Source organism: Nonomuraea sp. NPDC050786, assembly GCF_040654115.1.
Lineage (GTDB): Bacteria > Actinomycetota > Actinomycetes > Streptosporangiales > Streptosporangiaceae > Nonomuraea.
This window is the reverse complement of sequence record NZ_JBFAHJ010000028.1, coordinates 1-19,686: the sequence shown is the minus strand read 5'-3', so window position 1 is coordinate 19,686 and position 19,686 is coordinate 1. Positions and strand designations below refer to the sequence as shown.

Here is a 19,686-nt window from a genome sequence, read left to right as displayed (position 1 = left end):
GTGGAGCAGGTCCATGCCGAGCGCGTCGAACAGGCCCGCACGCGAGCCGAACACGGTGTAGATCGTCGAGCGGGACACCTCGGCGAGCCTGGCGACCTTGTCCATGCTGACCTGCTCGGACGGGGCCTCGATCAGGCGCTGGTAGACGGCGTCCAGGATGCGCCGCCGGGTTCCGGCCGTCACTGAGGGCCGAGCCGCGCTCGACCTCCTCGACGTGGCCGCCTTCGGCCTGCCGCTGCTGGACGAGCCGGTCCCGGCCGCCTTCGGCGCCTACACCCGCCCGCACACCCGCCGCTGGTCGGCGGCGGTCGCGGCGTTCGACGCGTACGTGTTCATCACCCCCGAGTACAACCACTCATTCTGCGCGCCCAAGCCCAGCCGCTGCCCGCCTGACCATCCCCGCCGGTTCGCCGCTTCCCGGCGCGGCTCGTCCCCTCAGCGCACAGGGCAGGTCCGCGACACCCGCGCATGGCATCGCGACGATCACATCCAGCGGCCGCCATGCCAGGCTCTGGCGATGAGCGGTCGCGCGATCAGCCGTCGTCGCGGCACAGGCAGAACGGGTGGCCGGCCGGGTCGAAGAGCGCCCGGACATTGTCCTGCGGCTGTTCCGTGGCGACCGTCGCGCCCCTCGTGCACCTTTCCGGGTAAGCGTCGATGTCGGTCCACGGCGCACGCTACAGCCAGTTGCGGATGTTCTACTGCCGGAATGGTGACCCGTTGAAGCTCGGAGGCGTTCAGGTGAACGGCCGCCCGTTGAGCAGCGCCCTGCCGAGAGCGGTGATGTGATGGAAGATCGTGTTGCCTTTGCGCTTGGAGACGACCAGGCCGGCATTGCGCAGCACGGTCGTGTGCCGGCTCGCCATGGGCAGCGAGATGCCGAGGCGGCGAGCCAGCTCCGTCGTGGTCGTGGGCCGGGCGGTCTCCTCCAGGACGTACGTGCGCGTCCGCCCGAGCAGAGCCACGACGGGCTCGTCTTCCGTCGTGCCGTCCGCCCGTACCCGAGGCAGCCAGCCGACCGGAGGCTGTACGGGGAGAACCAGCACGGGCGGCAGGTCGGTGTCCCGCAGCGTGATCGGGTGGCGGCGGCAGAACGCCGACGGAAGGAGAACGATCCCGCGCCCCTCAAGATGTACGTCGTGTTCGACGTAGTCGAGCACGCGCAGGACCGGTGGATCCCACACCACGTCAGGATGGAGATTGCCCAGCAGGCGATCGACGCCGCCGTCGGCGAGTGCCTGCAGCCGCCGGTCACGGTCGGTTTGCAGGTGTGGCCGCAACATGCGTTTGTATGGAGCTATTCCGGCACGGTGATATCTGGTGATGGCGTTGACCAAGCGGTCGAGCATCGGAGCGCCGCCGTCCAGCAGCGCCCTGATCGACGAGGCGTTCGGCTGCTTGTCACTGAAATAGCTCAGCTCCTCGCGGAACCGTGGCGTCGGTGTGGACATCAGATGGTCCAGCTGCTCCTCCAGCGCGACGCCCCCGCGCCCCGGCGTGAGGAAGTCCGGTGAATATCCCTGGGGTGGCGTCAATGACAGCAACAGCCGCATATCAGCGACTTTCACCTGCCGCGTCCGCCGCCACCACTCCCCGTAAATCAGATCCCGCCCTTCCTGCAGCACATGCAAGCTCAGCAGCACGTCCCATAACGGGTCGGTGTCCTCGGCCAAAGTAATCCGCCGTAAATCCTGACTGGTGAAGTGAATTCGCAGCACTTCCTGCCCCCTTGTCTCGTTCGAGCGGATCTCCTCACCCTTCGACTACCGTTCGGGCGGAATGGTTTGACTCTTCGTCCGGATACGTCGGATCTGTCCTCTACGCGCACGTCAGCGGGCATGATGTGGGTGCTGCGGCAAGGACGTGCGGTGGGCGATCAGGGTGGTTCAGGGGTACGGGGGCGGCGGAGGCGTGCCGGTCTCCGTTGCCGGGCCGGGCGGGCCGGGTGAACTGCCATATTGCGCCAGTGTGCAAACGTTTGACCGGCACAGCCGTATCCGGCATTTTCTGGAGAAGTCAATTCATCGTGGCGGGACATGGCGGCCGATGCGGGCCTGAAAATCCTTGTTGTCATGGCACATGTCATGTCCGGCTGCGGCTGAGTGGCTCTTATGCGTTCGGCAAAGATCAGATGGATGGGCTCGCGGTTCCGGGGCGGTAGCGACATCCGGCAGCTCCATGCGAAGTGCTGCGGGCTCGGATGGGCGCGGTTCGCCGCCATGCGTATCGGCGTCCACCTGCTCAGACGGGCTGGTCTGCTGCTGGATGTACTGGCGCTGAACGGAGTGGCACACACAGCCTCTTCATGAAAGCGCTTTGCAAGATTAGCGGGTCATAATTCGCGTATGCCGTCGATAACTGAGCTCAGAGCAGGGGACCCGGCCGGTCTCGGGGGCTACGAGATCCGGGGGCGGCTGGGAGAGGGCGTGCAGGGCGTCGTCTACCTCGGCGTGGACGAGCAGGGGAGACGGGCGGCCGTCAAATGGCTGCGTCCCGAGCTGGCCGGTGACGAGGCGGCTGCGGAGCGGTTGGCCGGGGAAGCGGCGGCGGCGCAGCGGGTGGCGCCGTTCTGCACCGCGAAGGTGCTGGACACCGGCGTGCACCAGGGACGTCCCTACATCGTCAGCGAGTACGTCGACGGGCCGACGCTGCTGCGCGCCGTGCGCGAGGAGGGGCCGCGCACCGGGGCCGCGCTCCACCGGCTGGCCATCGGCACCGCCACCGCGCTCGCGGCGATCCACCAGGCCGGCATCGTCCACCGCGACTTCCACCCCGGCAACGTGCTGCTGGGCAGCGAAGGGCCCCGGGTGATCGGGTTCGGCATCGCCACCGCGCTCGCCCCCGTGCTCGACGCCACCTCCGGCCCGGCGACCGTGCCCGTGAGCGGCTCCCTGTCCCTGGCGCCCGAGCAACTCCTCGGTGATGTCATCGGGCCGGCGGCCGACATGTTCGCCTGGGCGAGCACGATCGCCTTCGCGGCCGGGGGGACGGGGCCGTTCCAGGCGGAGACGGTGCCGGCGACCGTGCAGCGGGTGCTGAACGGCGAGCCTGACCTGGCACGGCTCTCGGGCACGCTGCGCGAACTGGCCGCGGCCTGCCTCTCGAAGGACCCCGCCCGCCGCCCGACGGCCGAGCAGGTGATCCACCGCCTCCTGGAGCACCCGGCCCCGATCCCGGCCGGCCTCCACCACGCGGCCACCACGGTCGGCGGCACCCCTCCAGGCCCACCTCCGGCGGGTGCCGCGCCTTCGGCGGGTGGCGTGTCTGCGGCGGGTGGCGTGTCTGCGGCGGGTGCCGTGCCTTCGGCGAGCTCCGCGCCTCCGGCCGGTGGCGTTTCTCCGGCCGGAGGCGCGTCTCCCGTGGGTGGCCCGCCTCCGGCGGGTGGCGCACCGCAGGCCGGGAGCGGGCCTCAGTGGCAGCCGCCCGGCGTGGAGCAGCCCGGGGGCTCCGGTCCGCAGCGGTGGCCCGGCCGGCCCTCCGCCCAGGGCTCTGGTCCGGAGCCGCGGCCCGGGCAGCCCTCCGCCCAGGGCTCCGACCCGGAGCCGCGGCCCGGGCAGCCCTCCGCTCCCGGCTCCGGCCCGCAGCCGTGGCCAGGCCAACCCCCTTACCCTTACCCTCAGCCGCCGCAGGCCCAGTACCGGCCGCTGGGAAGCGACCAGCCGCCGCCTCCCAGCGGCCGCCCGGTCTTCGAGCCTGGCGCGGCCTACCCGCAACCGGGCACGTCACCCCGGCCCACGCCGTACGGCCCCCCGCCTCCACCCCCGTCCAGCAGGAAGAACTGGCTGATCGGCGGCGCTATCGCAGTCGTGGCCCTGGTGGCGGCCGTCGTTCTCCTCGTGGTCACCGTCATCAACCTGCCGGCCAGGAAGCAGTCCACCCTCCCCACACCCGCCACCACCACGGCGTCCCCCAGCCCCACCACCTCCCCGGTCCCGACCGCGGACCTCACCCCGATCAGGCTCCCCGGCACCGCCGCCACGTTCTACGAGAGCCCCGGCGACCCGGTCAGGCTCACGACGTACTCGGTGCGGAACGCCAAGACCAAGGAGTGGGTGTACTACGCCCGCGACTCCCTGACCGGAGGATTCACGAAATATCCGGACCAGCTGGAGGCCATGCTCTCGCCCGACGGCCGCTACCTCGCCAAGCGCGGCAAGAGCTTCATCGACTTCTACGACAACGTGGAGATCACCGACAAGACGACAGGCGAGAAGTTCTCGGTCAGGACCTCGAAGCAGCCGCTCAGCGCGTACATCCAGGCCTGGTCGCGCGACAGCACCCGCCTGCTGCTCAACGTCGGCAAACCGGTCCAGGAGGTCTGGCAGTCGACCGGCTTCGCCATCCTGGACGTCACCACCAGGAAGGCCACGGTCGCCTCCCTCAGGGAGGGCTCGCTGAAGAACATCAGGTACGGCTTCGACGGCGCGGACACCGGCGTGGTCGCCATGTCGAACGACACCGACCAGCAGGCCCTGCGCTTCTTCGACGCCACCGGCACGCGCGTCCGCCGCATCCCGAACGTGGGCGCCGGCTACGCCGACGCGCTGTTCTCCCCGTCGGGCACGCTGTTCGTCACCGACTGCCCCGGCCTGACCAGCGGCAACAACTGCGTGTACGACGCGCGGACCGGCGCCGAGGTCAAGCGGATCGAGTCGTCGTGCGGCGGCCTGGCCACCTGGTTCGACGACGATCACCTGGTCTGCTGGACGACCTCGGACACCACGGGCGGGCAGCAGATCCAGGTGATCGGCTTCACCGGCAGGATGGTGCGCCTGCTGGCCCAGGTCCCGGTCGGGGCCGCCGACCTCGGCGTCATCTACACGTACCGGAGCTAACGCACCCGCCCGCGCGGCTTCAGCCGGGTGGCGGGCAGGACGGGCGCGGGGAGCGGCGCCCCGTCGAACCCCTCGACGGAGCCGAACCCCTCGCCCTCCATCCAGTCCTTCCTGAACGCGGCGATCTCCTCGTGGGAGCGGCCCACGAAGTTCCACCACATGACGATCTCCTCGCCGAACGGCTCCCCGCCGATCAGCAGCACCCGCCCGCGCCCCGACAGCCGCAGCCCGGACCGCCCCGGCGGCAGGTACGTCAGCGACCCGGGCGTCACCTGCTCGACCGCGCCGTCGAGCAGCAGCACCCCGTGCTCGAACCCGGGCGAGAGCGGCACCTCGCACGCGTCGTCCACCGCGATCTCGGCACCCACCAGCGGGCTGAACGCGGTGGCGGGGGAGGAGACCCCGCCGAGCGACCCCATGATCACGGTCGCCTCGAAGCCAGGCCCCGCCAGCACGGGCAGCACCGGATGGTGCTCGAACGCGGGCCCGGTGTGCCGGTGCTCGCCGGGCAGCGCCACCCACAGCTGCACCCCGTGCAGCACCGTCTCCGGCGACTCCTCCGAATGCGAGATGCCGCGACCGGCGGTCATGAGGTTGAGCTGCCCGGGGCGGATCTCCTGCAGGGTGCCCAGGCTGTCGCGGTGCAGCACCTCGCCCGCGACGAGCCAGCTCACGGTCTGCAGGCCGGTGTGCGGGTGCGGCGGCACCCGCATCGTCGCCCGCTCCGGCCCGTAGGCGTCGACGAAGCACCACGCGCCGATCATGCGCCGGTGCGCGCCCGGCAGGGTCCTGCTCACCGTCATCGCGCGCGGCCCGCCGAGCGGCACCGCGCGCCCCTCCAGGATCTCGCTGTCCGCGCCGGCGTCGGCGCCGCAGCGGATCTCCCGCGGGTCAAGCTCCAGGTTGCTCACCCCAAGACTGTACGGCCACGCGGGAGGCCGGCCTCAGCTGAGGGTCTCCCACCAGCCCTCCACCACCTGGGCGGCGGAGGTGTCCACGGCCTCGCCGGGACGCGGTACGACGATCTTGACGTCCCGCGCCTTGGCCTCCCGCCACAACCGCTCCACCGGCTCCGCCCACGGGTGCAGCGCGAGCGTGAACGTCGCCCAGTGCACGGGCAGCAGCAGCTGACCGCCCAGATCGAGGTGGGCGTTGACGGCCTCCTCCGGGTTCATGTGGATGTCCGGCCAGGCGGGGCTGTACGCGCCGATCGGCATCAGCGTCAGGTCGAACGGCCCGTGCTCCGACCCGATCCCCCGGTAACCCTCGAAATAGCCGGAGTCGCCCGCGTAGAAGACCCGCTTGTTCGCCCCGGCCACCACCCAGGACCCCCACAACGTGTCATTGCGGGTCAAGGAGCGGCCGGAGAAGTGCCGGGCCGCCGTGGCGACGAAGCGCAGCCCCGCCACCTGGGCCTCCTCCTCCCAGTCGAGCTCGATGATCCGGTACGCCGGCACGCCCCACCGCTCGAGGTGCGCCCCGATGCCCAGCGGCACCAGGAAGGGGGCCTTCTGCGTCCCGAGCAGCGAGCGCACGGTCGCCAGGTCCAGGTGGTCGTAGTGGTCGTGCGAGATCGCGATCGCGTCGATCTGCGGCAGCTCGCGGATCTCGATGGGCACCGGGTGGTGCCGCTTGGGGCCGACCAGCTGCGACGGGGAGGGCCGCTTGCTCCACACCGGGTCGAACAGCACCCGCTTGCCCTCGATCTCCACCAGCGTGGAGGCGTGGCCGTACCAGACCACGCGCAGGCCGTCGGCGGGCGGCGCGTCGGACGGCGGGACGCGGAGCGGGACGGGACCGCCGGGACGGCGCTGCTCCTTGTTCCTGGCCAGCTCGCCGAGCAGGCCGGCGGGCGGAGTGGTCATCAGGTTGGTGGGCTCCGGCATCGGGTTGAAGAACGTGCCGTCCCTGAACTGCGGCGAGCGCCGCATCCTCGCCACCCGGTCCGGCCCCGAGGTCAGAGGCCGCACGCCCAGCTCGGCGGGGACATCGCGCACAGCCCAGCCCGCCGCTGCCAGGGCCGCGCCACCCACGAGGATCCGCCGTGCCGTCCGCATTCCTGCCATCGCCCACTCTCCCCTGAAAAGTCTGTCCATCCCGCCCAACCGAACGGGATTCCCCAGTGTTCCCGTCTGTACGATATATCGCGATAGGTCATACCGCGTTGATGGTGCGCCGCCGAACGGCGATGCCGGAGCGGCGACCTGTTCCGGCCGATGAAACTACCGCTCGTCGCCCCGGCGCCCGACGGCAGCCCCTGCCCGCGACACGCAGGCGCCGGGTCATTGTGGCCGATCCTCCTTCTCGCCCGGTCCGCGCTCGGGGAAGGGCCACGGGTTGGGGCGGCAGCGGCCCAGCGACTTCGACTGCTGGGTCATGACCGGGGCCAGTCGCCCGGGTCCCGGGCAGGAGCTGTGCTCGTGGCCCAGGCTGTGGCCGACCTCGTGGCTGATCAGATAGTTCCGGTACGCGGCGAGATCGCCGCCGTACTGCGGGACGCCCTTCGCCCAGCGCAGGGCGTTGATGATCGAGCGCTCGCCGTTCCAGCAGGACAGCTCGCCGCCCGTACGGAGCGGAGCGCACTGGCGGACGGTGAGCCCGGGGCTGGTCAGCGCGACGCGGACCTGCACCGGGCCGTGGTCGACGCGCTCGAAGCGCGCCCAGCCGCGTACGTCGTTGAGCGTGCGATGCACCTGGGCGGCGAACGCGTCCGGGTCGAACGGCAGGCCGCGCTCCACCTCGACCAGGTACCGCACCACCTCCCCATGCCCCGGCCTGGGAGACGCGTGGCCGGGCACGACCCGGTAGACGCCCGAGGCCTCGTACGGGACCTTCACCTCCTCGGCCGGCCGCTCGGCGGGACGCTTCCGGGGGACGGGAGAGGGCTTGGGCGGCGGCGGAGGCACCGGCGGCGGCGGGGGCGCTGGAGGCGCGGCCGCGCACGCGGACGCGAACAGGAGCAGCATCAAGAGCGCGAGCAGCGGCAACGCGGCCTCCCCACAGGTGCACGGTGGGGAGGAATCCGATGATACGTGGCCGCTTGCTGCGTTTCCGGCAGGTGCCCGCCTCAGGCGGGGGCGTACGGCGTGATGTCGATGGGCGGCTCCTCGCCGAGGGCGAGCGAGGCGGCGATCTCACCGGTGAACGGGCCCGCCGTCAGCCCGTACGCGCTCAGGCCCGTCGCCACCACCACGCGCCCGGTCAGCCGCCCGATGAGGGCCCGGCCGGGGGCGTACACGGGGCGCAGGCCGACCCTGGCCTCCGCCACCGTCGCCGCGAACAGCCCGGGCGCCACCCGCAGCCCCGCCGAGATCACCTCGTCGAGCCCGCCCATGGTGACGCGCGGCGCGAACCCCACGTCCTCCACGGTCGCGCCGACGACGACGCGCGAGTCGGGGAAGCCCAGCAGGTACGGGCCGACCCTCGGCAGCACCATCGGCCACCACGCGGTGTCGACGCCCTCCATGGTGACGTGCAGGATCTGCCCCCGCCTGGGGAAGACCGGCAGCTCCACGCCCAGGGGCCGGCACACCTGGCCCGTCCACGCCCCGGCGGCCACGATCACGCTGTCGGCCTCGAGCCGCACGCCCTCGTCCGCGAACCGCGGGGCTCTCGTGGACACCGGACCCTGCGGCTCCGCGGGCGCGAGCGGCGCGCCCTGCCGCCAGGACCCGCCCTGCCCGGCGACCTCCCCGGGGGCGGGCTCCGGGGGCACGGGCGCGGCCGGCGCGCTCGCCGCGACGGGCTCGCGGGCGATGGCGTGCAGGACGACCTCGCCGGCCGGGGTGAGGGCGGCGGCGCCCGTACGGACCTCCGCGCCGTGCGCGACGGCGGCCCGCAGCAGCGCGTCGCGCACCGAGCACCCGTCCACCCGGGCGGCGCCCGGCACGAGCAGCGCGCTCAGGGTGTCGGACAGCGGCGGGAACAACTCGGACGGCGTCGCCACGTCGGTGACCTCGCCCATCTCCGGCGCGCCGGGATAGCGGCGGCGCAGCAGGGCGCGCACCGGCTCCAGATCGACCGGGTCCTCGGCCACCAGCAGGGCGCCCACCGTGGCGTAGCCGATGTCCTCACCCAGCTCCTCCACCAGCCCGGGGTAGTGGCGGGCGCCCTCACGGGTGAGCCGGTACCAGTCGTCGTCCTCCGGGTGGTCCACCCACGGGCACACGATGCCCGCCCCCGCGTGGGTCGCCTCGCCCGTGTACCCACCGTCCACCACGGTCACCGCCGCGCCGCGCCGGCTCAGATAGTAGGCGGCGCTGGCTCCGACGATGCCGCTCCCGATCACCACAACACGCATGCGTCAATGATCTCAGCCTTGCTGACCTCGGCTGATGCCGGGCTGCCCCCGTGTCCGGGCACCCCTGTCCGGTGCTCGGATCGCGGGCGGTTATGGTCGGCGCATGGACGTCGCCGTCACGAGGATCGACCTGCCGAGCCCTGTCCTGGCGGCCGCGTCGGACGGCGCCTTGGTCTGGTGCGCGGGGAGCGGCGGGGTGCGGGCGTACACGACGTCCGGAACGCCGCTCGAGGCCGCGGACGAGGCCGGCGCGCTCCCGGGGTTACGGTCGCTGCCGGAGTTGCGGTCGCTGGCCGCGGTGCCGGCCACGGTGGCCGGGACGGCGGGCGTCCCCGGGGCGCTGGCGGGGACCGTGGTGGTGCCGAGGACGTTCGCCGCGCCGCCGCTCGTGGGCTCCTTGCCCCCGGACTCCCTGCCGCAGGGCTGCCTGGCGGGGGCCTCGGCCGATCGGGTGTACTGGTTCGACCAGCGCGGCGCGCCGATCGCCAGCGCGCGCTTCGAGGGCCGGGTGCTCGCGGGCGGCGGGGAGATCTGGGCCGTGGGCGCCGATCGGGCGCGCAGGCTCATCGAGCCGGGCCACCTCGGCGACCCGGTGGACTTACCCGGCCTGGACCTGTGCGCGGTCGAGGGGGAGCGCCTGTGGTGGACGTCGAAACGCGACACCGTGCTGCGCGGCGGCCCCAGGGAGGTGGAGGTCGGGACCCGCGAGCGCGGCGGCATGGTCGTGTGCGCGGGCTCGCTGTGGATCAGCGTGGCGGGCGGGCTGCTGCGGGTCTCCGCCTGGTCGGGCGAGCCGCGGCGGTTCGTGGGCGCTCCGGCGGGGCCGGTGCCCTTCCTGGGCTGCGCGAACGGCGTGCTGGCCGGCGGGGGACGTGACCTGTTCGCGCTTCCCCCGGTCGTCGGCGCCGCCGTCCGCGTGATCCGGCTGGGGCTGAAGGCGCCGCTCGCGCTGATGATCGCGGCCGGCAAGCACGTGTGGGCCTTTCCCGCGGGCCGCGCTCAGGCTCTCATCGTGCCGTTGTGATCGCATTGCGGGCGGAAGGTGGCGGTCGCCGTGTCGGGGATCGGATGATCAAGCGCGCGGCGTCTGGCGGTGTCACACTTGTGGTCGCAGGGCTCTTCGACTCACCGCCGCCAGGCGGTCTCCTCCTGCGCGGAATCATGTCGGCGATGGTGCGGGTGTCAGCGCATTCTTGCTGGTCAATGGCGCCGATCTGGATTGGTGAGAGGTGCGCCACCCCTGGATGGGTCGCGTCTTCCCGCTCGCGCGTCGTGCATCGCGCGTCGATCCGGAAGACAAGAGCATGAATGGCATCGAGTGACCCGAGAGTGACTGCCAGGACGGGCGGGTGGAAGCCGCGAAGCCGGCGCGAGACTGCAGCTCAGGCTGGTGGCTCCAGCATGGGCAGGAGGAATCGCCGGGCCACCGCGGCCAGTTGCTCGTCGTCATCCAGATTGATGAGGGCACTGGGGATCGTCAGGAAAGAGGTGGAGATCCGCACCATCATCTCGGCCACGAGGTCGACGTCAAGGCTGCTCGACACGTTGCCTGCGCGTTGCTCGCTGCGGAGCTGGCCGGCGACGAAATGCCGCACGGTGGCGAGGGTCTGGCCTCCGTCAGCTGTCATGGAGGGGACCAGCAGGTCCGGTTCCGTGGCGATGAGTCCGCCGATCAGCGGGTTGCCGCGGATTGCCCGCAGTGAGCTCACGAAGCCCAGCACCACCCTGTCGGCAGCGGTGTCGGCCTGTTCTATGTCGATGAGGAACTGGTCGAAATAGCGGCGGAACTCCCGGCGCACCACGTGTTCGATCAGCGTGTCTTTTGTGTCGAACCGCCGGTAGACCGTGATCCGCGACACCTTCGCCAGCCGGGCGACGTCCTCCATGGTGGAGCGCCTGATGCCCATCCGGCAGAACTGCTCGTACGCCGCGTCAAGGATGCGCGTCCGTAGCTCGTCGCTGTCGTCGACGCGCTCGACGGCGTCGAAATAGGCACGCTCCAGCAACGAATGCGAGTCCGACAGCGCCATGAATCCGGACAGCACAGACTCCACGATCACCTCCGGTAAGGATTCGGCCTCAAACGCGGTCTTGTGATGCTCGTCACACTGTGCTCTGATGATGATACACGGACGCAGGATTTGTTTCTCAGTATCACCTCTTTCTCGCATGCCCTGAGCGGGACCCCACCTCGAAGGAGTGCAGAGCATGGCAGAGTTGAGCAGGCGCAAGGTACTGATCTCGGGCACCGCCATGGGAGCGCTCGGTGCGTTAGGGATGATCTCTCCGGCCCAGGCGGAGGACTCCCCGTCCGGCGACTGGACCTGGCCGGCCAGTGGTTCGATCGCGGGTTCCGGCAGCGGCGCCGACCCCCGATGGGTGTGGGACGACGTGGCCGATCCGCTCCTCGCCTCACTGCTCGACCGCGGTGTCATACCCGAGGTCAACCGGCTGCTGTACGACTGGAACCGCAACGACCAGCCCCTGCCCGCGGGACTGCCGGAGGATCTGCGGGCCTTCATCGAGCAGGCGCGTCAGCTGCCGTCGTGGGCCGACCCCACCCTGCTGGATGCCGGGGCGCGGTTCCACGCGCTCAAGGGCAACTACATCGTCGTCCTCACCATTGTCGGCGCCGGGATGCTGGCCACCGCGATCCCCAAGGAGGCACGCGCTGTCTATTACTCCGCGGGCGGTGCGGATCTGAGAGACCGGATCGCCAAGACGAACATCCTGGCGTACGCGGTCAGACCCCAGCACGCCTGGGGTGCCGGCGGCACGGCCGTGGTCGAGGCGGTGAAGACCCGGCTGGTGCACGCGGCGGTGCGGCACCTGCTGAAGTCGTCTCCCCACTGGTCCGGCCCTATCCCGATCAGCCAGGAGGACATGCTCGTCACGTGGCACACCCTGGCGACCTACTCCATGCGCGGGATGCGGGAGTGGAAGGTGCGTATCTCCTCCATGGAGGCCGAGGGGTACCTGCACTCGGTGCAGATGCTGGGGCACATGCTCGGCATCAGGGACGAGTTCCTCCCCGCCACCTGGGACTCCTCCTACACCCAGTCGGACCTGGTCCTGCCCAGGAACATGGGACCGACCCCGGAGGGGGTGGAACTCAACGCCATCCTGCGGGACATGCTCGCAGAGCTGACCAGCCCCGGCGGCATCGACAAGTCTCTCGTCAACGCGTTCGCCAGGTACCTCACCGGCAACCAGGTGGCCGACTGGAACGGCATCCGACGCGAGCCGGTGTGGGACCCGGTGGTCAAGACCGCTTGGCCGCTGCTGGTGCAGTTCCGGGAGGGTCTGATCGGGCTGCCGCTGGTGCCCGCCGCCGCCTGGCTCCTCGACGAGATGGTCAAGAAGTGGACAACGTACTACCTCACCAAGGGGGCACAAACCAAGATCGTGATTCCGACGGGCAACCGGCCCAGCTGATCACGATCCAGGGGGTATCGACCAGCTGAGGTGGCATGTGAGGCCGTGATCGGGCTCACCACCCGTCTCTCCGCTGATCAGCGTCGTCGGGACGGGAACGTTGTGCCTGCTCTGCGCTGGACAGGCGCTGCCTGAGGTCCTGTTCCCTGCGCTCAGCCGTCTCGGGGCCGTTCTTGGCCACGGCCAGGGCGATGCACCCCGCCCTCCCTCCGGTCGTCATGACCAGACCAACCTTGCCGAGCACGGCCCCCGATGACCCCATAAGATCAAAAATGCTGACACGCGCTGACCGCGCTGATCGCGTGGCTTTCCGGCCGGACTACAGATGCCCGGAGCATTCCCCCGCCGCTGCGTGGTGATGCCCTAAAAGGGAACCCGCCCGCTATGCGCGTGAGCCTGCTCTTCTTCTGGCTGCATGATCTCTCGGTCTGATGGCCAAGGGCGTATGAGGGGATGTTTGAGAGCGGAAGGCACATCCGCAGGGTAGGCGCGGATCCAGCAGAGCTCATCAGCCGCCTGCGCCTGGCCGGCGGCGCGGTCTGAGCGACCTCTCCCTGTCCGCTCGGTCCTGGCGGTTCACGATTGGCCGGGCGGATGCGGTACTCGTGGCTCCTGCCCGACCATCGTGTCTGCCTGGTCCCGTCAGGCGGCTTCGAAGTCGGCTCGGTGGTCGGCGGCCCACTGCGCCAGAGTACGGCCCGGCCGCCCGGTCACCACGGTGACGGGACGTGGGACGTCGGGGACGGTGAGGGTGTCGTGCCAGTAGTCGAGCAGCATCTTCATCACCGGCTCGGGGATGAACTGCGCGGTCTCGGTGCGGAACTCCTCGGGTGTGATCTCCACCAGCGGGATTTCCCGCCCCAGGGTCTCGCCGATGATCGCCACCTGCTCGGAGCGGGTGAGGGCTTGCGGGCCGGTGAGCGGGATCGCCTCACCCAGATGGTCGTCAGAGAGCAGGGTCTCGGCGGCGGCCTCGGCGACGTCGTACTCGTGGATCGGGGCCTGTGTCGATGCCAGGTACGGCGCCCGGATGGGTGCGCCGGAGCGGATCTGCCAGGCCCAGGAGAGCAGGTTGTTGGCGAAGGTGCCGGGCCGCAGGATCGTCCAGGCATCGGTGCGGCTGGTCACGGCGGTCTCCACCGCGCTGTGGTGGAGCTGGCTCGCCGAGCCGTGGTCGCGCTGGAACTCCTTCGCGGCAGCCAGTGAGGACAGCACGGTGAAGCGGCGGACGCCGTGCGCTGTGGCCCCGGTGAGGAATGCGTCGACGCCGTGGGCCGGGAAGACGAAGGCGCGATCGACATCGTCGAACACCTGCGACTCGAGCGTGGTGGCATCGGCCAGGTCACCGGCGACGATCTCGACCTTGGCCGGCAGGTCCGCGTCAGCGGGCTTGCGGGTCAGCGCGCGTACGGCGGCGCCGCGGGCGAGCAGGGTGGCGACGAGGTGACGGCCGACAGCGCCGGTCGCGCCGGTGACAAGGATGGTCAAGATGGCGCACCTTAGGTAAGTAGTGCCGGTCGGTCCGGCTTGAGCTCCAACCTAGGGACGGTTTAGGTCATTTTCTGCCCGCATTTCGGCTAGCTTGAGGAGGATGTCGGACCAGACCACGACCGAGCGGGCGCTGCGCCTGCTGGAGCTGCTGCAGGCCCGCCGCTCCTGGAGCGGCGGCGAGCTCGCCGACCGGCTCGGCGTCGAGGGCCGCACACTCCGGCGGGACGTGGAGCGGCTGCGGGGCCTCGGCTATCACATCGAGGCACGTCGCGGCCCCGATGGCGGCTACCGGCTGTCCACGGGCGGCGACCTGCCGCCGCTGGTGTTCACTCCGGATGAGGCGCTCGCCGTGGCCGCCGCCCTTGCCTCGTCGGCTGCCAACGGCGCTGCCGGCGGGGGCGAGGTCGCGCTCACCGCTCTGGCCAAGATGGAGCAGGTGATGCCCCAGGCGGTGCGCCGGCGGGTGCGGGCGCTGCGCTCCTCGGTCGCCCTCGGCGACACGCCGAACGCGGTAGCCGGCGCGTATCCGGCTCCGATGAACGCCGACGTGCTGGCCGTCCTGGCGCTGGCGTGCCGGGATGCGGAGCGGGTCCAGCTGCGCGTGATGGACACCGATGGCGCCGACACCGGGCGGGAGTCCTCACGTCACGTCGAGCCTGCCGCCCTGGTGCCCCGGGAGACCCGCTGGTTCCTGGTGTGCCGGGATCTCGACCGTGGGTGGCGGGTGTTGCGCGTCGATCGGATCACGCGAGCATCGGCGACGGGCGTGCGCTTCGAGGCGCAGGAGGTCCCCGGAGGCGATCCGGCCGCGTTCGTCACCAGCCAGCTCGGCGCTCCGCCTCGCAAACATACGGCGACGATCCTGATCCACGCCCCGATCGAACAGGTACAGGCGTACATGGGTGGCTTCGCTGCGGACTTCTCCCCGGCGACAACCGCCACCGGTGAGGCGGCGACACACTGGCGCATCGCCGACGTACGTCTCGAGGTCCTCGCCGGCGGTCTGCTCTGGGTGCGATGGCCCTTCGAAGTGATCGACTCTCCCGGGCTCGCCGCCCTGCTGCGGGAGCGAGCCGCGGCCTTCGCCTTCGCCGCCGACCCGCGCTGAAGCGGACTCAACAGGCCCCGAAGATCACGACTGGGAGCTGCGCCGGCGGGCCATGCCCGCGAACGTGGACACGCGTTCTCGAGGCGGTCCCCGCCTGCCCCGGCGCCTTCCAGCGATCGTCGGACGTTCATGCCGACCTCGGTCCATGTGTCCCGGCATCGCCCTTTCGCGCGAAAGATCACTCCCTGCGTGGCAGGCAGCATGGCACTTGACCTTGACGCCAGTGTCAAGGAATATCCTCGCTGGCCGTCAGAGCAGTAAACCGGCGATGGATTCCGCAACAAGCCGCGCGACCGGCGCCGGGATTAGGCCGGCGATCGAGAGGTGGCTTCCGTCCTCATGAGTCGTCTGACGTATGAGCAGTACTGCGAGAGGTACGGCGCCGCGTGACCGAGCGCGTCTGGTCCAGGGACGTGCCGCTCGACCTGCCACGAGACACGGCGGCCTATCCGGCCTGGCTGGCTGAGAGCGTGACACTGTCGCTGCGCGCGTTCCGCGCCGCGGACCCCGCCACGCCCAACTGGACCCACGGGGCCGACCAGCACGTGCGCTTCTTCCCGCGCCGGCTGCTGGTCGAGTCGGTCGTCCACCTCGCCGACGCCGAACTCGCGCTGGGCGGCGTTCCCCGCATAGCCGCGGGCATCGCCGCCGACGGCATCGAGGAGTTCCTGGAGAACCTGCCGCACTACTCCTGGATCGCCGAACCGGTGAGCCGGCTGCGGCGTGACGGTGAACGGCTGGCATTTGACCTACCGGAGGCTGGCACCGGGTGACACGGGGCGTTTCCGCGTGACCGGTGACCGCGAACTGCTCGATACCTGGCTGGGCGCCACCGCGCTATGAGATCGACACCGAGGGAGAGGCATCATCGTGGCAGAAGTACCGTCCGACGCGGAGCTGGCGAGCTCACTTGATGGCGGCTTCGTCAGCAGGCATGCCGAGGTCAACGGGACCCGTCTGCACTATGTGGCGGGCGGGCGGGGTGAGCCGCTGCTCCTGCTGGGCGGATGGCCGCAGACCTGGTGGGAGTTCCGCAAGATCATGCCGGCGCTGGCCGAACGGCACCGGGTGATCGCCGTCGACCTGCGTGGCATGGGCGGCTCGGGCAAGCCCCGCGATGGGTACGACAAGAAGACGATGGCCTCCGACGTCCTCGAACTCGTCCGCCACTTGGGCCACGACCGGGTCGACATCGCGGGCCACGACATCGGCGGCATGGTCGCCTACGCCTTCGCCGCCAACCATCCCGCCCATACCCGGCGCATCGCGCTGCTGGACATCGCGCACCCCGACGAGCGCTTCTACGCCCACTCCCTGCTTCCCCGGCCCGGGCGCCAGCAGGTGGACGGTGACATCCATGCGGCGCCCGGCCGCTTCCTGTGGTGGTTCGCCTTCAACCAGGTACCGGGCCTGCCGGAACGGCTGCTCGCCGGCCGGTCCCGGGAACTGATCGACTGGATGTGCGACTACCTGATCGAAGACCCCTCCGCCATCAGCGACCGTGACCGCGACATCTACGCCCACGCCTACGGCACGCCGGACGCGATCCGCGCGAGCAACGCCTGGTATCGAGCATTCGGGCAGGACATCGCGGATGAGAAGACCTACGGCAAGGTCACCGCTCCGCTGCTGGGCCTGGGCGGCGGGGCGGACGGCCACCTGCTCCTCAAGACGATCCTGCCGGACAAGGGCACCGATGTCGAAGTGGTGGAGGTGCCCGGCAGCGGCCACTACATCCCCGAGGAACAACCCGAGCTCGTCATCGCGTACCTGGCACGGTTCTTCGGCTGATCCGGGCCTCCGGCACAACGAACATGACGGCCGGCGTTCGTCAGTGGAGCGCCAGCCTGGCATCCTGCCCTGCAGAACGGCGGCAGAAGCCTAGGTACCTGGCTGTGAACGGGTAAGCACCGGCACGTCATCGCGACGTTGCCGGTGACTTCCTCGACGTGGCGGATGACCGCCGGGCGGCGCGCCGCGAATCGCGCGATGACGGCGCGAGCAAACCCTCGATCACGTGCCGCGCCATCGCTACTCGGTCGTCGTCACCGAGGCGCACGGCCAGATTGACGGCGTTGAGCAAGGCGCTCACTTGGAAGGCGGCCGATTCAGGATCGGTGTCGGCTATCTCGCCGCGCGCGACGGCGCGCCGGAACTGCGTGGCGAGGGTCGTGTGCCAGGCACGTTGTTGCTGATGCAGCGCATCCCGGACAGGCCCGGGGCGGCTATCGAATTGCGGCAGGTTTGCGCCCCAGAAGCAGCCACCGGGGAACAGCGGCTGTACGGCGTAGTCGATCCACCGATCGACCAGGGCGCGAATGCGTGCGACGCCCGCGGGGGACCGCAGAGCGGGCCGGATGACCGCGTCGACGAAGGCTTCGCGGGCCGTTTCCACGGTCGCGATCTGCAGCGCCTCCTTGGTCCGGAACAGGGTCTGGATTCCTGCCTTGCTGATGCCGAGATCCTCGGCCAGACGCCCGAAGCTGACCCCGTCGAGCCCGTCCAGCGAGGCGATGTCGACCGCTCGCCGGGTCACGGCGCGCCGCGACTGCACGCCGCGCAGCAAACGTCTGTCGGTGGTTTCCCCGGCAGTCTGCCGCCCAGATATCACCATACAGCCGATCGTATGCCGTCGGTCGGACCCATGGTGCTGGCCACCGTGCCGACCGTGCCCTTCAGAGCGAGCCGAGATCTCAGTGGACTCGATCAGAGCGGTACAGCTAACATACGGTCGATCGTATTGTTTTATCGAGGCTTCGCCGTGCCAAGGCCGGCCGGTCTGGACAAGAGGAGATGCTTGATGCATGACATAACCAAGACGACGACGCCACGGCTGACTCGGGATCATTCGACCGCTATCGTGTGGGTGCTCTGCTCGGCCGCGTTCATGGCGATGCTCGACGTGTTCGTGGTGAACGTCGCATTCACCAAGATCGGTGAGTCGTACCGGGGTTCCTCGCTGGCGGACCTCAGCTGGGTCCTCAACGGGTACGCGATTGTCTATGCGGCACTGTTGATTCCGGCCGGGCGTTTCTCGGATCGATTCGGGCGCAAGGCCGGATTCCTGGTCGGGCTCGCCATTTTCACAGCGGCCAGTCTGGCCTGCGCAGTCGCGCCGTCGCTGTGGGCGCTGGTGGCATTCCGGATCGTGCAGGCCATCGGTGCCGCCGCCCTCACCCCGGCGAGCCTCGGGCTGTTGATCACGGTGCTGCCGCAGGCGAAGGTGCCGGCCGCGGTAAAGATCTGGGCCACCACGAGTTCCTTCTCCGCGGCCTTTGGTCCCGTGGTCGGCGGGGCCCTGGTCGAGGCGTCCTGGCGTTGGATCTTCCTGATCAATCTGCCGGTCGGTGTGGTGGCCGGAGTCTCAGCCCTGCGCCTGGTTCCGGATCTGCGGCAGCGAGTGCAGGCGCGGGTGCCCGATCTGCTCGGGGTGGCGCTGCTGGTCGTGGTGATCGGGGCGCTGTCGCTGGGTCTGGTGAAAAGCAGCGAATGGTCGTGGTCGGGCGCGGCGACACTCTGCGTCCTCGCCGTCGCGGTGGCGGGCCTGGTCCTGTTTCTGGTGCGGATGGTGCGGCATCCGGATCCGGTGGTATCGCCCGCCCTGTTCCGGGTGCCCACGTTCGTGTGGGCCAACGCCACCGTACTGGCGTTCTGCACCGCGTTCGGCGCGTGGTTCCTCAGTATCGCCATGTGGCTGGAGAACGCGGCCCACTTCAACACCATCGAAACCGGGCTCGCCATCGTGCCGGGGCCGATCATGGTGCCGATTTTCGCCGCCGTCAGTCAACGACTGATCAAGCGGTTGCCGGTGGGGGTCGTTGTGGCCGTGGGCAATCTGCTGTTCGCCGGCGGGGTGGTGCTGGTGCTGGCCACCGCTGCGACGCCCGTGCACTACGCCCCCGAGGTCCTGCCGGGCTGGATGATTTCCGGCGTCGGCATCGGACTCGCCCTGCCCAGCATGATCGCCTCTGCAGCCGTCGATCTGCCGCCGGACCAGTCCGCCACCGGCAGCGCGGTGGTGAACACCGCCCGCCAGCTCGGCTACGTGCTGGGCGTCGCCGTTCTGGTCGCCGTCGTCGGGTCGCTGAGTGTCACCTCCGATCGGTTGCTGACCGCCTTCCAGCACGGCTGGTGGTTCATCGCCATCGTGGCCGCCGTCAGCGCGGCAACGGCACTCGGCATCACGCCGCGCACCAGTCAGTCGTAACCGAAAATCAGGCAGGTGAACATGCAGCACCGCATTGAGTGAAGAGTCCGAACCGCACGGTTGCGGAGGCATGGCCTTGGCAGTACCCGTTGGCGACGGGTGCTCCTGGCGAAAGAATGCGGATGTTGCGGGCGGCCGGAACGTGGCGATTGCCGTGTCCGGGATCGGGATGATCAACCGCGCGGCGTTTGGCGGTGTCACACTCGTGGTCGTAGGGCTCTTCGACTTCTTCGGCCGCCGCTCGGCGGGCCGGCCCGCGCAGGGCCGGCCCCGCCCGCGCGGGGTGTTCCAGCCGGGCAACCCCCACGAC

The 19,686-nt window shown here is 70.3% G+C and carries 17 protein-coding genes and 1 pseudogene; 8 read left to right on the top strand and 10 right to left on the bottom strand.

Going from position 1 to position 19,686, the window contains the following annotated elements:
* Positions 1–157: 157 nt before the first annotated feature.
* A pseudogene (locus AB0H84_RS38420) lies at positions 158–352 on the top strand (NAD(P)H-dependent oxidoreductase); the annotation flags it as partial.
* Positions 353–533: 181 nt separating this feature from the next.
* Here AB0H84_RS38420 and AB0H84_RS38415 read toward each other — a convergent pair.
* Positions 534–659 carry a hypothetical protein gene (locus AB0H84_RS38415; protein WP_357616282.1) on the bottom strand — a complete coding sequence of 42 codons (126 nt, stop codon included), beginning with the start codon at positions 657–659 and terminating at the stop codon, positions 534–536.
* A 78-nt stretch (positions 660–737) separates the two neighbouring features.
* Positions 738–1,718, bottom strand: a complete 981-nt coding sequence (locus tag AB0H84_RS38410) for a helix-turn-helix domain-containing protein (RefSeq protein ID WP_357615896.1) — start codon at positions 1,716–1,718, stop codon at positions 738–740.
* Positions 1,719–2,345: 627 nt separating this feature from the next.
* On the opposite strand from AB0H84_RS38410, the gene AB0H84_RS38405 reads away from it, so the two are divergent.
* Positions 2,346–4,835: a protein kinase gene (locus tag AB0H84_RS38405; protein ID WP_357615893.1), complete on the top strand. Its 2,490-nt coding sequence runs from the start codon at positions 2,346–2,348 to the stop codon at positions 4,833–4,835.
* Here AB0H84_RS38405 and AB0H84_RS38400 read toward each other — a convergent pair.
* The 4 genes from AB0H84_RS38400 to AB0H84_RS38385 all read right to left on the bottom strand — a co-directional run bounded on the left by AB0H84_RS38400 (position 4,832) and on the right by AB0H84_RS38385 (position 9,135).
* Complete coding sequence (locus tag AB0H84_RS38400; protein ID WP_357615890.1) at positions 4,832–5,746, bottom strand: pirin family protein; 915 nt, start codon at positions 5,744–5,746, stop codon at positions 4,832–4,834. The two genes, AB0H84_RS38405 and AB0H84_RS38400, sit on opposite strands and share 4 nt — an antisense overlap.
* A gap of 33 nt (positions 5,747–5,779) precedes the next feature.
* Complete coding sequence (locus AB0H84_RS38395) at positions 5,780–6,901, bottom strand: MBL fold metallo-hydrolase (RefSeq protein WP_357615887.1); 1,122 nt, start codon at positions 6,899–6,901, stop codon at positions 5,780–5,782.
* Positions 6,902–7,117: 216 nt separating this feature from the next.
* On the bottom strand, positions 7,118–7,822 hold the full coding sequence (locus AB0H84_RS38390) for a DUF3152 domain-containing protein (RefSeq protein WP_357615884.1): 705 nt from the start codon (positions 7,820–7,822) through the stop codon (positions 7,118–7,120).
* 80 nt (positions 7,823–7,902) lie between these two features.
* On the bottom strand, positions 7,903–9,135 hold the full coding sequence (locus tag AB0H84_RS38385) for an FAD-dependent oxidoreductase (protein WP_357615881.1): 1,233 nt from the start codon (positions 9,133–9,135) through the stop codon (positions 7,903–7,905).
* Between the two features lie 103 nt (positions 9,136–9,238).
* Between AB0H84_RS38385 and AB0H84_RS38380 the strand changes: the two genes are divergently transcribed.
* Positions 9,239–10,159, top strand: a complete 921-nt coding sequence (locus AB0H84_RS38380; protein WP_357615878.1) for a hypothetical protein — start codon at positions 9,239–9,241, stop codon at positions 10,157–10,159.
* A gap of 358 nt (positions 10,160–10,517) precedes the next feature.
* Here the strand turns inward: AB0H84_RS38380 and AB0H84_RS38375 are convergent, their stop codons facing one another.
* Positions 10,518–11,165, bottom strand: coding sequence for a helix-turn-helix domain-containing protein (locus AB0H84_RS38375; protein ID WP_357616279.1), 648 nt, complete (start codon positions 11,163–11,165; stop codon positions 10,518–10,520).
* Between the two features lie 178 nt (positions 11,166–11,343).
* Here AB0H84_RS38375 and AB0H84_RS38370 point away from each other — a divergent pair, with 178 nt between their 5' ends.
* Positions 11,344–12,570 (top strand): oxygenase MpaB family protein, encoded by a 1,227-nt coding sequence (locus AB0H84_RS38370; protein WP_357615876.1) that lies wholly within the window; start codon positions 11,344–11,346, stop codon positions 12,568–12,570.
* A 55-nt stretch (positions 12,571–12,625) separates the two neighbouring features.
* Here AB0H84_RS38370 and AB0H84_RS38365 read toward each other — a convergent pair whose 3' ends face one another.
* Positions 12,626–12,790, bottom strand: a complete 165-nt coding sequence (locus tag AB0H84_RS38365; protein WP_357615873.1) for a hypothetical protein — start codon at positions 12,788–12,790, stop codon at positions 12,626–12,628.
* 422 nt (positions 12,791–13,212) lie between these two features.
* Complete coding sequence (locus AB0H84_RS38360) at positions 13,213–14,058, bottom strand: NAD(P)H-binding protein (protein ID WP_357615870.1); 846 nt, start codon at positions 14,056–14,058, stop codon at positions 13,213–13,215.
* Between the two features lie 103 nt (positions 14,059–14,161).
* Here AB0H84_RS38360 and AB0H84_RS38355 point away from each other — a divergent pair, with 103 nt between their 5' ends.
* The 3 genes from AB0H84_RS38355 to AB0H84_RS38345 all read left to right on the top strand — a co-directional run bounded on the left by AB0H84_RS38355 (position 14,162) and on the right by AB0H84_RS38345 (position 16,960).
* Entirely contained in the window at positions 14,162–15,169 is a 1,008-nt protein-coding gene (locus AB0H84_RS38355) for a WYL domain-containing protein (protein ID WP_357615867.1), read from the top strand.
* A 386-nt stretch (positions 15,170–15,555) separates the two neighbouring features.
* Positions 15,556–15,942, top strand: a complete 387-nt coding sequence (locus tag AB0H84_RS38350; RefSeq protein ID WP_357615864.1) for a maleylpyruvate isomerase N-terminal domain-containing protein — start codon at positions 15,556–15,558, stop codon at positions 15,940–15,942.
* 97 nt (positions 15,943–16,039) lie between these two features.
* On the top strand, positions 16,040–16,960 hold the full coding sequence (locus AB0H84_RS38345; RefSeq protein ID WP_357615861.1) for an alpha/beta hydrolase: 921 nt from the start codon (positions 16,040–16,042) through the stop codon (positions 16,958–16,960).
* Between the two features lie 127 nt (positions 16,961–17,087).
* Here the strand turns inward: AB0H84_RS38345 and AB0H84_RS38340 are convergent, their stop codons facing one another.
* Positions 17,088–17,783 carry a TetR/AcrR family transcriptional regulator gene (locus AB0H84_RS38340; protein WP_357615858.1) on the bottom strand — a complete coding sequence of 232 codons (696 nt, stop codon included), beginning with the start codon at positions 17,781–17,783 and terminating at the stop codon, positions 17,088–17,090.
* Positions 17,784–17,969: 186 nt separating this feature from the next.
* Here AB0H84_RS38340 and AB0H84_RS38335 point away from each other — a divergent pair, with 186 nt between their 5' ends.
* Complete coding sequence (locus tag AB0H84_RS38335; protein ID WP_357615855.1) at positions 17,970–19,376, top strand: MFS transporter; 1,407 nt, start codon at positions 17,970–17,972, stop codon at positions 19,374–19,376.
* Positions 19,377–19,686: the final 310 nt, after the last annotated feature.